Origin of the sequence: Actinoplanes teichomyceticus ATCC 31121 (assembly GCF_003711105.1) — a bacterium.
In the GTDB taxonomy this organism is placed as follows: domain Bacteria; phylum Actinomycetota; class Actinomycetes; order Mycobacteriales; family Micromonosporaceae; genus Actinoplanes; species Actinoplanes teichomyceticus.
On record NZ_CP023865.1, the window covers coordinates 6088216 to 6102657 of the forward strand.

Genomic DNA, 14442 nt, shown 5'->3' on the forward strand with positions numbered 1-14442 from the left:
CTTTGGTGCGGCCCGCGCGACTCATCGGTAACCAACACTTGACCGGCGGTCGCAAACTCCGTACCGTCACGCAGCGTAGCGATCCGTGAGGAAGAACCCTCCGGGCCGAGCACAGTACTGGGAGTGTCCGAATGCCGTCTGAGTACGCGAAGTCGCTGGGCGCTCGCCTGCGCTCCATTCGCCAGCAGCAGGGCCTGTCCCTGCAGGGCGTCGAAGAGAAGTCCAACGGCCGGTGGAAGGCCGTCGTGGTCGGCTCGTACGAGCGTGGCGACCGTGCGGTCACCGTGTCCCGCCTGGCCGAACTGGCCGACTTCTACCGTGTTCCCGTGTCCGAGCTGCTGCCCGACGGCAGTGGCATCCGCCTCGAGGCCACCAACAAGATCGTGCTGGACCTCGAGAAACTGTACGACACCACCGGTGAGGACCTCGCCTACGTGGCGCGGTACGCCCGGGCCATCCAGCAGCAGCGTGGCGACTACAACGGCCGGGTCCTCTCGATCCGCGCCGACGACCTGCGCGCCCTCGCCATCGTGTACGACATCTCGCCGTCCGGCCTGATCGAGCGCCTGACCGAGCAGGGTGTGCTGGTGGCCGACCCGCGGGCGTTCTTCGCCAGCTGAAGCCGCGCCCGCGGCCGGTGAAGAGGGCAGCCCCGGCTGCCAAAGAAAGAAGAGCCCGCGTCGGCCCCCCAAGATCGACGCGGGCTTTCTCCATGCGCGCGTCACACTCATGTACGCCATATGAAAAACGGCCCGGACCGTCAGGTCCAGGCCGTTTCGTGCTTTCCGCGGCGTCATCAGCGCGCGCCTGCCGCTGACAGCTCAGGAGGGCTCAGCGCACGCTTTTCCGTGGCGGCGCCGCAGCGCGCTTTCCGTGGCGCCGCAGCGCGCTTTCCGTGGGGCCTCAGCGCGCTTTCCGTGGGGCCTCAGCGCGTGGCGAATGCCGCGATCCGGTCCAGCAAGCCGTTGAGGAAGCGCGGGCTGTCGTCGGTCGACATCTCCTTCGCCAGCTCCACCGCCTCGGTGATCGCCACCGGGTCGTCGACGTCCGGCTCGTAGAGCAGCTCGTAGACGGCGATCCGGGCCAGGTTGCGATCGACCGTCGGCATCCGGTCGATGGTCCAGCCCTCGGCGTAGCTCGCGATCAGCTCGTCGATCCGGCCCAGGTGCCGGGCGACGCCCTCGATCAGGGTGACCGCGTACGCCAGGTGCTCGGGGTGCGGCTTGGCGATCCGCTCCAGGTAGGTGACCAGCACCTGGCTCGGCGGCTGATCACGCAGGTCGGCCTCGAAGAGGACGTCCAGCGCCCGCTTGCGCGCCTTGCGGCGCGCAAGCCGTTCCTTCTTGGGACCTTCCGCCATCAGCTGCGGCCGAGGTAGCGGCCGTCGCGGGTGTCGACCTTGATCTTCTCACCGGTGGTGATGAAGAGCGGAACCTGAACCGTGGCGCCGGTCTCCACGGTCGCCGGCTTGGTGCCGCCGGTCGAACGGTCGCCCTGCAGGCCCGGCTCGGTGTAGGTGACCTCGAGGAAGACGCTGGTCGGCAGCTCGATGTAGAGCGGCACGCCCTCGTGCGTGGCGACCGTGGCCTCGGCCTCGGGCAGCAGGTAGTTCGCGTTGTCGCCGACCGTCGCGCCGGAGACGTGGATCTGCTCGAAGGTGTCCAGGTCCATGAAGACGAAGTCCTCACCGTCCTGGTAGAGGTACTGCATCGTGCGCTTGTCCACGGTCGCGGTCTCGACCTTGGTGCCCGCGTTGAAGGTCTTGTCGACGACCTTGCCGGACAGCACGTGCTTCAGCGTGGTCCGCACGAACGCGGGGCCCTTACCCGGCTTGACGTGCTGGAACTCAACGACGGACCACAGCTCCTTGTCGAGGTTGAGAACCATGCCGTTCTTCAGGTCGTTGGTGGAAGCCATGTCCTGCCTTGATCTTGACGCGAATCGGTGACCGAACCACTTTACCGGCGATGACCTGGTGAGAGCGAATCGGGTGGCGCCACTCTCACCGGGCGATGTGCTCCAGCGCCAGCCGGTAACCGTCGATGCCCAGGCCGGCGATCACTCCGGTGGCGACGTCGGAGATCACCGACCGGCGCCGCCACTCCTCGCGCTGGTGCACGTTCGAGATGTGCACCTCGACCAGCTTGCCACGCAGCATCGCGCAGGCGTCCCGGATGGCGATGTTGTAATGCGTCCAGGCGGCCGGGTTGAGCACCACGTCGGCGCCCTCGTCGGCGGCCCGGTGCAGCCACTCGATCATCTCGTGCTCGGCGTTGGTCTGCCGCACCTCGACGGTCACGCCCAGGTCGTCGGCGGTGTTCCGGCACACGTCCACCAGGTCCTGGTACGTCGTGGTGCCGTAGATGTCCGGCTCCCGGGTGCCCAGCCGGTTCAGGTTCGGGCCGTTCAACACGTAGATCATCGGGCCACCACCGCGTAGGCCCGGCGCAGCAGGTCGTCGTCCGGGCCGGCCAGCACGCCCGGCTTCGCCAGCCCGTCCAGCACCACGAAACGCAGGGTGGCGGCCCGCGTCTTCTTGTCGACGCGCATCCCGGCCAGCAGGTCGCTCCAGGCGCCCGCGTCGTACGACGTGGGCAGGCCCAGCAGCTCCAGGACCGCCCGGTGACGATCCGCGGTCGCGTCGTCGAGCCGGCCGGACAGCCGGCCCAGCTCGGCCGCGAAGACCAGCCCCACCGACACCGCGTGCCCGTGCTTCCAGGTGTACCGCTCCCGGCGCTCGATCGCGTGACCCAGCGTGTGCCCGTAGTTCAGGATCTCCCGCAGCCCGGACTCCCGCAGGTCCACCCCGACCACGCCGGCCTTCACCCGGACCTTGCGCTCCACCAGCTCCGGCAGCACGGCGCCGCGCGGGTCGAGGGCCGCGCGCGGGTCCGCCTCGATCAGTTCCAGGATCCGCGGGTCGGCGATGAAACCGCCCTTGACCACCTCGGCCATCCCGGCGGCGATGTCGTCGGCCGGCAGCGTGTCCAGCGCGTCCAGGTCGCACAGCACGCCGGCCGGCGGGTGGAAGGCGCCGACCAGGTTCTTTCCCGCGGCGATGTTGACCGCGGTCTTGCCACCCACCGCGGCGTCCACCATGCCGGCCACCGAGGTCGCCACCGGGATCCACCGGACACCGCGCAGCCAGGCCGCCGCGACGTAGCCGGCCAGGTCGGTGGTGGCCCCGCCGCCGACCCCGACGACCACATCGGTACGGGTGAAGCCCGCCGCCCCCAACTCGTCCCAGCACCGGGCGGCCACCTCGACCGTCTTGCCCCGCTCGGCGTCGGGCACCTCGATCGGCACGACCGTCGCGGCGCCGACCGCCTTCGCCACCGCCTCGGCCCGGTCGCGCAGCGTGGGCGGGTGCAGCACCGCCACCCGCGCGGCGCCCTCGACCAGCGCGGGAAGTTCGTCGTTCAGTCCCCGGCCGACGATCACGTCGTACGGACGGTCACCCTTCACCGGAATTCGCGTCACCACGGCCGTCACCCTATCCGCGAGCGGCCCGGCGATTCACCGTGCTCGGGCCATGTTCCGCCAGGTGGGCGGTCACCGATCCGGCCGGCCAGGCCACCCGGGCCGGATCGGGGCGCTCGACCGGTCGCCGGGGCGGTGTCATCGTCAGCCGCGCACCAGGACGGTGACCTCGGCGGCGATCTCCTCCGGCTCGCGGCCGTCGGTGGCCACCGTGTGCGTGGCCACCGCGGCGTAGAGCGGGCGCCGCTGCTCCAGCAGGAACTTCATCGTGGCGCGCGGGTTCATCGCCAGCAGCGGGCGGCCGGTGCCCAGCCCGACCCGCTTGACCGCGTCGGGCAGCTCCACCGACAGGAACACGACCGTGTGGTCGAGCAGCAGCTTCCGGGTCGACTCGTCCATGATCGTGCCGCCGCCGAGCGCCAGCACACCCGGGAAGGACGCCAGGGACTCGGCGACGACCGTACGCTCAAGGGCGCGGAACGCCGGCTCCCCGTCGTCGACGAAGATGTCCGGGATCGGCTTGCCGGCCCGGGCCTCGATGATCGAGTCGGTGTCGGCGAAGCCGACGCCCAGCGCCGCGGCGACCGCCTCGCCGATCGTCGTCTTCCCCGCGCCGGGCGGGCCGACCAGGACGGCGACCGGGGCCATCAGCGGATCACCAGGGCGTCGAGGTAGGACGCCAGGTTGCGGCGGATCTCGGCGACCGAGTCACCGCCGAACTTCTCGGTGGCCGCCTCGGCGAGCACCAGGGCGACCATCGCCTCGGCGACGACCGCGCCGGCCGGGACCGCGCAGACGTCGGAGCGCTGGTTGATCGCGGTCGCCGGCTCGCCGGTGGTGATGTCCACGGTCTGCAGGGCGCGGTTCAGCGACGAGATCGGCTTCAGGGCGGCACGGACGCGCAGCGGCTCACCGTTGGTGATCCCGCCCTCCAGGCCGCCGGCCCGGTCGGTCACCCGCTTCACCCCGTCCGGCGTCGGGACGATCTCGTCGTGCGCGACCGAGCCGCGGGAGCGGGCCTGGGTGAAACCGTCACCGATCTCGACACCCTTGACCGACTGGATCGACATCAGCGCGGTGGCGAGCCGGGCGTCGAGCTTGCGGTCCCACTGCACGTGCGAGCCCAGGCCCGGCGGGACCTGGTAGGCCAGCACCTCGACGATGCCACCGAGCGTGTCGGCGTCCTTCTTCGCGGCGTCCACCTCGGCGACCATCCGGGCGCTGGCCTCCGGGTCGAGGCAGCGCAGCGGGTCGGCGTCGATGCGGTCGGCGTCGTCCGGCGTCGGGATCAGCCCGGACTTCGCCGCGACCGAACCGAGTTCGATCACGTGCGACACGATCTCGATGCCCAGCGCCTGCCGGATCAGCTGCTTGGCGACCACGCCGACGGCGACCCGGGCGGCGGTCTCCCGGGCGCTGGCGCGCTCCAGGATCGGGCGGGCGTCGGTGTGCCCGTACTTCTGCATCCCGGCCAGATCGGCGTGTCCGGGACGCGGGCGCGTCAGCGGGGCGTTGCGCGACTGGGCGGCGAGCACCTCGGGGTCGACCGGATCGGCCGACATGACCGTCTCCCACTTCGGCCACTCGGTGTTGCCCACCCGGATCGCGACCGGGCTGCCGAGCGTGCGGCCGTGCCGCACCCCGCCGATGAACTCCACCTCGTCCTGCTCGAACTTCATCCGCGCGCCGCGGCCGTAACCCAGGCGGCGGCGCACCAGATCCCGGGTGACGTCCGCGCTCGTCACCTCCACCCCGGCGGGAACGCCCTCCAGCAGCGCGACGAGCGCCGGTCCGTGCGATTCACCTGCAGTAAGCCAGCGCAGCATGTCTGGAGTCTAAAGACACTCGGCCCGCGACCCAATGCCCGGCTTCCGCGTCCCGCCCTCCGGACGCCTGTCCGGCCCCGTGCCCGCTGCCCGGCCACCTCCGCCGGCGTGGGGTGGGCGGCGGTCACCGCTGATCCGCGGGGTCGACGTGCGGTGCCGATCGCCGCCGGGGATAACGACACCCAGCACCAGCCCAGGACGGGCGGCCGGCACGGACGGGATTCTCAGGCACAGGGCGGGGCGGCGGCTGTTCGCGTTCGGGAGCGGCGCTGGTCACTTCCCGCGCGCAGGGCGACGCGCTCGCTGTTCTCCGCGCAGGGGCGACGCGCTCGCTGTTCTCCGCGCAGGGGCGACACGCTCGCTGTTCTCCGCGCAGGGGCGACACGCTCGCTGTTCTCCGCGCAGGGGCGACACGCTCGCTGTTCTCCGCGCGGGGCGGCGCTGGTCACTTTTCGGGCGGAGGGTGGCGGATCGGGCGCCGGGGCGACGTACCTTCGCGGGCGTGACCGCGACCCCCACCACCGAACCTCAAGTGCGTGACGTGCCACGACGGGCGCTGCTCGTCGTGGTGCTCGGCCTGATCACGGCGATCGGGCCGTTGTCGCTGGACATGTACCTGCCCGCGCTGCCCGAGATCGCCGGTGACCTGCGGGTGCCGGCCGGTCAGGTGCAGCTGTCACTGACCGCGTGCCTGATCGGCCTGGCCCTGGGGCAGTTCGTGTTCGGACCGCTCAGCGACCGGTGGGGACGCCGGCGGCCGGTGCTGGTGGGCGTCCTGGCGTACGCGGGCCTGTCATTTCTGATCGCTCTGGCGCCCTCGGCGCCGGTCCTGAGCGGTCTGCGTCTCCTGCAGGGGGTGGCCGGCGGGGTCGGCGTCGTGGTCGCCCGTGCGGTGGTGCGGGACCTGAGCTCCGGGGTGGGCGCGGCACGGCTGTTCGGGGCGTTGACGCTGATCTTCGGGGTGGCCCCGATCGCGGCGCCCAGTCTGGGCAGCGTGGTGCTGCGGACGGCCTCCTGGCAGGGAATCTTCGTGGCGCTCGGGGTGATCGGGCTGCTGCTCGCCGTACTGGTGCTGGCCGGGCTGCCGGAGACCCTGCCACCGGAGCGGCGCGCCTCCGGCGGGCTGCGCGCGCTGGCCGGGACGGCGCGGACGCTCTTCACCGACCGGGTGTTCCTCGGGTACGCGCTGGCGCAGGCGTTCGCGTTCGCGGCGATGTTCGGATACATCGCCGGGTCGAGTTTCGTGCTGCAGGACGGGTACGGCCTCTCCCCCACCGTCTACAGCCTGCTGTTCGGGGCGAACGCGGTCGGTCTGACCCTGCTCAGCCAGGCCAACGGCGCGCTGCTGGGCCGGTGGCGCCTGGGCACGATGCTCGCCGCCGGTCTGGTGTTGCAGACCGCTGCGGGCGCGCTGGCGCTGCTCGGCGCCGCCCTGCAGAGCCTGATCGTGCTCACCGTGGGCCTGTTCCTGCTGGTCACCGCGATGGGCCTGATCCTGCCGAACACCGCGGCGCTGGCCCTGGACCGCTACCCGGGACATGCCGGCTCGGCGGCGGCCCTGCTCGGCGGCGCCCAGTCGGTGATCGGCGCGGTGGCGGCGCCGCTGGTCGGGCTGGGCGCGGCCGGTCACGGCGTACCGATGACGGCGGTGATGCTGGGCTTCGCGGCCGCCGCGCTGATCGCGACCGCGACCCTGACCCGCCGCACACCACACTGAACGCCGCGCGGCGCACGCACCACGGCCCGGACACGGGGCGCACCGTAGCGGGGCGCTCGGCGCGGCACGGGACACACGCGGGGCGCGGGAGACGCGCGGGGCCGGGCCCGTGAGACCGGCGGGGCGCGGGAGACAACCGGGGCCGGGGAGACCGGCGGGGCGCGGGAGAGGGGCGCGGCGCGGGGCGACTCCGCGCGGCGCGGCGGTCAGCGGCTGCGGACGGCCTCGTCGAGGGCGGCCCGCATGGCGTCCTCCGGCGCCTCGGCCACCCCGGTGAACTGCTCGAACTGGCTCAGCGCCTGGGCCAGCAGCAGGTCCAGCCCGGAGACCACGGGAAGCTCCGCGGCCGTCGCGGCGGCGGCCAGCGGGGTCGGCCACGGGTCGTAGAGCGCGTCGAACAGCACCGTCCCGGCCCGCCAGGCGACCTCGCCGGCCAGGTGGTCGGCGGCACCCTTGGGAACCGTGGAGATCACCGCGTCGGCGTCGAAAGCGGCCGGCGCGTCGGCCCAGGCCACGCCCTCGATCCGGAGGCCGAGCGCCCCGGCGACCGGCTCCAGTTCGGCGCGCGCCTGCGGCCGGCGGGTGACCACGGTGACGGCCTCGGCGCCCAGCTCGGCCGCGGCGGCCAGGGCGGCCCGCGCGGTGCCGCCGCCACCGAGCACGGTGATCCGCGGGGGCGCCTCCTTGGCGGCGTGCCGGCCGGTGCCGGCGCCCAGGCCGGCCTCGCGCAGCACCCGGACCATGCCGGGCACGTCGGTGTTGTCGGCGTGCCAGCCGTCCGCCTGGCGGACCAGCGTGTTGGCCACCCCGGCGGCGATCGCGACCGGTGTCGCCGAGGTGGCCAGCCGGATCGCGGCCTCCTTCAGCGGCATGGTGAGCGACAGGCCGGCCCACTCCGGGCCGAGTCCGGCGACGAGGTCGGACAGCTCGGACTCGGCGCACTCGATCGCGTCGTAGGTCCAGCCGGTCAGGCCGGCGGCGGCGAACCCGGCCCGGTGGATCACCGGGGAGAGCGAGTGGGCGATCGGCTTGCCGAGGACGGCTGCCCGCCGCGGGCTGGTGGTCTGCACAGCGGTCCCGTCCCTGTAGGTGTCGTGGAGAACCTTGCGGACCGCATTTTAACTATTCCGCGGGCCGGCGGGTCCGCACCCGTGCCGGCGCGGGGCCGGATGTCCACTCAGCACAGCGGGATGCCGTTGCGGCAGGCCAGCTCGGTGTTGCGCTGATGGTCGGCGCCGGTCTTGCCGTACGCCATGGTCCCGGCCGTGTCCACGCTGATGAAGAAGTAGTACGGGAAGTTGCCGGTCGGGCTCATCGCGCCCTTGAGCGCGGCCCGGCCGGGGTTGCCGATCGGCCCCGGCGGCAGGCCCGGCTTGTCGTGCGTGTTGTACGGGTTGTTCGGATTGTGCAGTTCCGACTGCGTCAGGTCCTCGGACGCCTTGGTCTTCTTGCCGGTGATCCGCAGCCAGTAGTTGACCGTGCTGTCCAGTCCCAGGCAGTGGCAGTCGAATTCCCCGTACGCCCGGTTGTAGATCACCCGGGACACCTTCGGCATGTCCTCGTCCTTGAGCGCCTCGGCCTGCGCGATCGACGCCACGATCAGCGCCTCGTACGGCGTGATCCCCCCGCGCGCCTTCCGCACCGTCGGGGCGAACTCCAGCTGCTCCATCTCCGCGTTGAAGTTCGCGATGATCGTCTTGAGCACGCCGGTGGCGTCGGCCTTCGGCGACAGCTCGTACGTCGCCGGGTAGAGAAATCCCTCGATGTCGCTGCGGTTCACCTTCTTGCCGTCCGAGCGGGTGAACCAGGACTCGTCGAGCCCCAGCGCGACCGGATCCTTCGCGGCCTCGCGGAACTCGGCGACCGGGATCCGGGTGGCCTCCGACAGCTTCTGGAAGGTCTGCTGGTACGTCAGGCCCTCGGGCAGGGTGACCTTGGTGACCCAGCGGCTCTTCGGGTCCAGCATCAGGTCGAGCGCATCGCTCGCCCGCATCTCGACCCGGAGCCTGTACCAGCCGGCCTGGATGTTCTTGCTGCGGGTGTTGTCCTTGGCGGCGGCGACGAAGGCGTCCGCCGAGGCGACCACCTTCCGCTGGTACAGCGTGTTGCCGATCTCCGTGGCGGACTGACCGCTCTTGATCTCCACGATCGCCTCGGCGCCCCCGGGGCCGGGATAGTCCTCGTCGGTGAAGATGCCCTTCACCTTCGTGTACGCGAGCCACCCGCCGCCGGCCAGCAGGCCGAGCAGGACCAGCGTGAGGAAGAAGGCGACGGCCGAACGGCCACCACGCCCGCGGGCCCGGCGTCCCGGCGCGTCCGGTTTCGCCTGCCCCTCCTCCTCCAGCACCGCATCCAGATCGTCGAGCATTGTCGCCTCCGATACGCATCCAGCATGCCAGGCCCCGGCTGGAACTACGTCGCGAAGGGTGCCACGGATCGACCGCCGGCGCTACCTCACGACAGCGGCCGGCCGGATCGATGTCCCGGCCGGCCGCGTCGACGCCAATCGCTCAGTTGTTACAGATAGGGATGCCGTTCTTGCAGGCGAGTCGCCGGTTCTTCTCGTGGTCGTCGTTGGTCTTACCGAACGCCGTCGTGCCCTTCTTGTCCACGGTCAAGAAGAAGAAGTAATCATTCTTCGGGGGATTCATCGCACCCTTCAGCGCGTCCTCCCCGGGGCTGCTGATCGGGCCGATCGCCATGCCCGGCACGTTGTACCGGTACGGGTTGTCCTCGCCGTGCAGCTCGTCCACCCGCAGTTTGTCCGAGGATTTCGCGTCCTTGCCGGTGATCCGCAGCCAGTAGTTGACCGTGCTGTCCAGCTGCAGGCAGCTGCACGGGAAATCGCCGGTGTAGGCGCGGTTGTAGAGCACCCGCACGACCGGCCCCATGTCCTCCGGCAGCAGCGCCTCCACCTGCGTGATCGAGGCCGCCACCAGCGCCTCGTACGGCGAGATGTTGAGGTCGGCGAGATTGGTGCGCACCTGGTCGACGAAGTCGAGCTTCTCCATCTCGGCGTTGAAGTTCTTGATGATCATCTGGAGGATCGAGGTGGCCGTGGCCTTCTCCGGGATGTCATAGGTGGCCGGGTAGAGGAAGCCCTCGATGTCGGTCTTGTCCACCTTCTTGCCGTCGTTGCGCTTGAACCACAGCGCCGGCACACCGAGCTTCTGCGGGTCCTTGGCGGCCTTCTTGAACTCCGCGACCGGGATCTTGGTCGCCTTGGACAGCAGCTCGAAGATCTGCAGCGAGATGACACCCTCCGGGATGGTCACCCGGTTGGCGTCCAGGTTCGCCCGGTCGAGCAGCATGGCCAGCGCGTCGGTCGCCTTCATCTCCTTGCGGAGCTTGTAGGATCCGACCTGGATGCCCGAACTCTTCGGGTCGTCCTTGGCGGCGTCGATGAACGCCTCGGCGCTCTTCACCACGCCCAGCTTGTACAACGTGTTGCCGATGTCGGTCGCGGTGTCGCCGGACTTCACCTCGACGATGGCCGAGCCGGTGCCCGGACCGGCGTAGTCCTCGGCGGTGAAGAAGCCGCGCACCTTGTCGAAACCGAGGTAGGCGCCGCCGCCCAGGGCGGCGAACAGCAAGAGGACCAGGGTGAAGGCCATCAGCGTACGGCCGCGGCCACCCGCCTTGCGATGCCGCCACCGGCCGCGGTCCGCGGTCCCCTCGAACGCGAGATCCAGGTCGTCGTCGATCAATTAAGTCTGCCTCCGCTGCGCGTCCAGCCAGCCCTGCAGGATCTCCACGGCGGCCGCCTGATCCACGACCGCCCGCTGCCGACGCCCGCGAACGCCCCGCTCGCTCAGCCTCCGGCTGGCGACGACGGTCGACATCCGCTCGTCGGAGAGCACGACCGGCCGTGGCGCGAGGACCGCGCCGAGCCGTTCCGCGTACGCCCGGACGTGGCCGGCCGCCACGCCCTCGCGCCCGTTGAGCGCGACCGGGAGCCCCACGACGACCTCCACGGCCTCGTGCTCCTCCGCCAGCCGGACCAGCTCCGCCATGTCGGCCGGCACGGTGTCCGCACCGGCCTGCTGGTCCCGCGCCACGGTCGCGACCGGGCTGGCCAGGATCCCGTCCGGATCGCACTTGGCGACCCCGACGCGCACCTGCCCGACGTCCACGCCGAGCCGCACCCCCCGGGTGAAGCGGTGCGTCACGCTCTTCCCCTGCACACCAGCAAAGCGCGTCTCCTTGTCCCCGAACAAGCATCCCTGACGCGAAGTGCACCCCTATCGATTTAAATCGATCAAGGCTCACGATCGCGGGCAAAGCTTAACCGCTGAGCACGCCGATACGACGCCCCCCTATGGTCCCGCCGGTAATCCCCAAGAGAAAGGAAAGGATCCGTCGCGCAGTGCGACGGATCCCTCACCTGTCACTCGCGGGAATGACGTTCCGGCGGCGCCACCGGAGCTCAGCTCGCCTCGGACAGCGCCTTCTCGATCGCCGTCAGCAGGTTGGCCGCCTCGCTCGCCGGCACGCCGCCGCCCTGCGCCAGGTCGGCGCTGCCGCCGCCACGGCCGGACAGCGCGCCTCGGACCAGATCGGCCGCGGACAGGCCCCGGCTCTTCGCCGCCGCGTTGATCGCCACGATCAGCGACGCCTTGCCACCCGAGCGGCCGGTCACCGCGACCACCGCCGGACGCGCCTGGTCGATCTTGCCGCGGATCTCCTGGGCCAGCGTGCGCACGTCGTTGCCGGCCGCGCCCTCCGGCGCCTCGGTGCCCACGTACGCCACCCCGCGCAGGTCCTTGGCCTGGCCGGCCAGCGCGGCCGCACCGCCCAGCACCATCTGCGCGCGCAGCTTCTCCAGCTCCTTCTCCGCGTCGCGCAGCGCCGTGACGGTCTGCTCGACCCGGTCGGCGACCTGGTCGCCGGGCACCCGGAACAGGTCGGCCAGGCGGGACACCAGCAGGTGCTCGCGGGCCAGGAAGCCGAACGCGTCGATGCCGACCAGCGCCTCCACCCGGCGCACACCGGAGCCGATCGACGACTCGGTGAGAATCTTCACCAGGCCGAGCTGACCGGAGCGCGCCACGTGGGTGCCACCGCACAGCTCGCGGGCGTAGTCACCGACCTCGACGACCCGGACCTCGTCGCCGTACTTCTCGCCGAACAGCGCCATCGCACCGAGCCGGCGCGCCTCCTCCTGCGAGGTGACGAACGCGTTGACCTCCAGGTCACGCAGCAGCACCTCGTTGATCTGCTGCTCGACGTCGAAGAGCACCGACGGGTTGACCGCGCCCGGGGTGTGGAAGTCGAACCGCAGCCGGCCCGGGGCGTTCAGCGAGCCCGCCTGGGTGGCCGACTCGCCGAGGAAGTTGCGCATGGTCTGGTGGACCAGGTGCGTCGCGGTGTGCGAACGGGAGATCGCCTTCCGGCGGGTCACGTCGATCTCCGCCAGGCCGCTCTCCCCGGCGCGCACCTCACCGCGGATCACCCGCACCTTGTGCACGATCAGGCCGGGGATCGGCTGCTGGACGTCGACCACCTCGAGCTGGCCGCTGCCCACCTTGATCACGCCGGTGTCGGCCTGCTGGCCACCACCCTCGGCGTAGAACGGGGTGGTGTCCAGCACCAGCTCGACGAAGTCGCCCTCGCCGGCCACCTCGACCCGGCCCTTGTCGGTGATCAGCGCCCGGACCCGGGACTCACGGGAGATCTCCTGGTACCCGGTGAACTCCACGGAACCGCCCGCGTCCAGCGCGGAACGGTACGCCGACAGGTCGGCGTGGCCGGTCTTGCGCGCCGCCGCGTCCGCCTTCGCCCGCGCCCGCTGGTCGGCCATCAGGCGGCGGAAGCCCTCCTGGTCGACCTGCAAGCCCTGCTCCTGCGCGATCTCCAGGGTCAGATCGATCGGGAAACCGTACGTGTCGTGCAGCTGGAACGCCTTGTCCCCGGAGAGCTGCCGCGCGCCCGCCGACTTGGTCTCGGTGATCGCGGTGTCCAGGATCGTGGTGCCCGCGCGCAGCGTGGAGAGGAAGGCGTCCTCCTCCGCGTACGCGTACGTGGAGATCCGGCCGAACTCCTCGGCGAGCTCCGGGTACGACGGGGACATGCAGTCACGCGCGATCGGCAGCAGCTCCGGCAGCGCCGGCCCCTGCCAGCCGAGCAGGCGGATCGCCCGGATCGCCCGGCGCATGATCCGGCGCAGCACGTAGCCACGGCCCTCGTTCGACGGCACGATGCCGTCACCGATCAGCATCAGCGAGGTGCGCACGTGGTCGGCGATCACCCGCAGGCGTACGTCGTCCGGGTGGCTCTGGTTCGCGGCGTGACCGGAGTGCGCGCCGTACTTCTTGCCGGTCATCTCGGCCGCGCGGGCCAGGATCGGGCGGACCTCGTCGATCTCGTACAGGTTGTCGACGCCCTGCAGGATCGACGCGATGCGCTCCAGGCCCATGCCCGTGTCGATGTTCTGCTTCGGCAGGTCACCGACGATCCGGAACTCCTCCTTCGACTTCACGTCGGTGATCTCGTGCTGCATGAAGACCAGGTTCCAGAACTCCAGGTACCGGTCCTCGTCGACCTCCGGGCCGCCCTCGCGGCCGTAGTCCGGCCCGCGGTCGTAGTACAGCTCCGAGCACGGGCCGGCCGGGCCGGGGATGCCCATCGACCAGAAGTTGTCCTTCTTGCCGCGGCGCACGATCCGCTCCGCCGGCAGGCCGGTCTGCTTCCAGATCTCGATGGCCTCGTCGTCGTCGAGGTAGACGGTCGCCCAGATCCGCTCCGGGTCCAGGCCGAAGCCGCCCTGCTCGACCGGCTTGGTGGACAGCTCCCAGGCCAGCGGGATCGCGCCCGACTTGAAGTAGTCGCCGAACGAGAAGTTACCGTTCATCTGGAAGAACGTGCCGTGCCGGCTGGTCTTGCCGACCTCGTCGATGTCCGGCGTCCGGATGCACTTCTGCACGCTCGCCGCCCGCTGGTACGGCGGGGTCCGCTGGCCGAGGAAGAACGGCACGAACTGCACCATGCCGGCGTTGATGAACAGCAGGTTGGGGTCGTCGATGGCCGGCAGCGGGGCACTCGGGACCACCGTGTGCCCGTTGGCCTCGAAATGCGCCAGAAAGCGCCGTTTGACTTCCGCCGTCTTCATCGAATTCCTCCCTGCGAGCCGGGCTGCGTGTCGTCGCGCAGCTCGGCGAATGTGTCCTCGTACAGCTCCCCCGCGGCGAACGCCTCGTGGATCTGTTGTTCCCGCTCGGCCATGCCGTCGCGGACGTCTTCCACGAAGCTACGCATCGACTCGACGAGCCCGCCAGCGGATTGCGAGAGCGACGTGGCGATCCCGGTCGGGGTGAACTCCTCGGCCTTGCGGGTCAGCTTGCGGACGACGAGAGCGCCGACGGCCAGGCCGACACCGAGCCAGAGCAGGCGTTTCATGGCGACGATTCCTCTTTCCCCGGG

At 71.0% G+C, this 14442-nt stretch carries 14 protein-coding genes; 2 read left to right on the forward strand and 12 right to left on the reverse strand.

The genetic code is table 11. The features are described 5' to 3' along the window. Positions 1-131: 131 nt before the first annotated feature. Positions 132-620 carry a transcriptional regulator BldD gene (gene bldD, locus ACTEI_RS26670; RefSeq protein ID WP_014446326.1) on the forward strand — a complete coding sequence of 163 codons (489 nt, stop codon included), beginning with the start codon at positions 132-134 and terminating at the stop codon, positions 618-620. Positions 621-925: 305 nt separating this feature from the next. Here bldD and nusB read toward each other — a convergent pair whose 3' ends face one another. From nusB to aroC, 6 genes are all read right to left on the reverse strand, one after another. After that, entirely contained in the window at positions 926-1360 is a 435-nt protein-coding gene (nusB, locus tag ACTEI_RS26675; protein ID WP_122980167.1) for a transcription antitermination factor NusB, read from the reverse strand. Then, positions 1360-1917 (reverse strand): elongation factor P, encoded by a 558-nt coding sequence (efp, locus tag ACTEI_RS26680; protein WP_122980168.1) that lies wholly within the window; start codon positions 1915-1917, stop codon positions 1360-1362. Before efp ends, nusB begins: the two co-directional genes overlap by 1 nt. Positions 1918-2002: 85 nt before the next feature. Beyond that, on the reverse strand, positions 2003-2422 hold the full coding sequence (gene aroQ, locus ACTEI_RS26685) for a type II 3-dehydroquinate dehydratase (protein WP_122980169.1): 420 nt from the start codon (positions 2420-2422) through the stop codon (positions 2003-2005). Next, positions 2419-3492, reverse strand: a complete 1074-nt coding sequence (aroB, locus tag ACTEI_RS26690; protein ID WP_122980170.1) for a 3-dehydroquinate synthase — start codon at positions 3490-3492, stop codon at positions 2419-2421. The genes aroQ and aroB overlap by 4 nt, the downstream gene beginning before the upstream one ends. Positions 3493-3624: 132 nt before the next feature. Beyond that, positions 3625-4128 carry a shikimate kinase gene (locus ACTEI_RS26695; protein WP_122980171.1) on the reverse strand — a complete coding sequence of 168 codons (504 nt, stop codon included), beginning with the start codon at positions 4126-4128 and terminating at the stop codon, positions 3625-3627. Continuing rightward, positions 4128-5306: a chorismate synthase gene (gene aroC, locus ACTEI_RS26700; protein ID WP_122980172.1), complete on the reverse strand. Its 1179-nt coding sequence runs from the start codon at positions 5304-5306 to the stop codon at positions 4128-4130. The genes ACTEI_RS26695 and aroC overlap by 1 nt, the downstream gene beginning before the upstream one ends. A gap of 502 nt (positions 5307-5808) precedes the next feature. Here aroC and ACTEI_RS26705 point away from each other — a divergent pair. Beyond that, a complete protein-coding gene (locus tag ACTEI_RS26705) occupies positions 5809-7023 on the forward strand; it encodes a multidrug effflux MFS transporter (protein ID WP_149100702.1) in 1215 nt (404 codons plus the stop codon). Between the two features lie 206 nt (positions 7024-7229). Here ACTEI_RS26705 and ACTEI_RS26715 read toward each other — a convergent pair whose 3' ends face one another. The 6 genes from ACTEI_RS26715 to ACTEI_RS26740 form a co-directional block, all read right to left on the reverse strand. Next, on the reverse strand, positions 7230-8093 hold the full coding sequence (locus ACTEI_RS26715; protein WP_122980174.1) for a shikimate dehydrogenase: 864 nt from the start codon (positions 8091-8093) through the stop codon (positions 7230-7232). A gap of 107 nt (positions 8094-8200) precedes the next feature. Beyond that, positions 8201-9391: an endolytic transglycosylase MltG gene (gene mltG / locus ACTEI_RS26720; protein WP_122980175.1), complete on the reverse strand. Its 1191-nt coding sequence runs from the start codon at positions 9389-9391 to the stop codon at positions 8201-8203. A 142-nt stretch (positions 9392-9533) separates the two neighbouring features. After that, complete coding sequence (gene mltG / locus ACTEI_RS26725) at positions 9534-10730, reverse strand: endolytic transglycosylase MltG (protein WP_122980176.1); 1197 nt, start codon at positions 10728-10730, stop codon at positions 9534-9536. Next, positions 10731-11192, reverse strand: a complete 462-nt coding sequence (gene ruvX, locus ACTEI_RS26730; RefSeq protein WP_122980177.1) for a Holliday junction resolvase RuvX — start codon at positions 11190-11192, stop codon at positions 10731-10733. 257 nt (positions 11193-11449) lie between these two features. Further along, entirely contained in the window at positions 11450-14131 is a 2682-nt protein-coding gene (alaS, locus tag ACTEI_RS26735; protein WP_122980178.1) for an alanine--tRNA ligase, read from the reverse strand. Beyond that, entirely contained in the window at positions 14128-14418 is a 291-nt protein-coding gene (locus ACTEI_RS26740; protein ID WP_122980179.1) for a hypothetical protein, read from the reverse strand. Before ACTEI_RS26740 ends, alaS begins: the two co-directional genes overlap by 4 nt. Between the last annotated feature and the right edge of the window lie 24 nt (positions 14419-14442).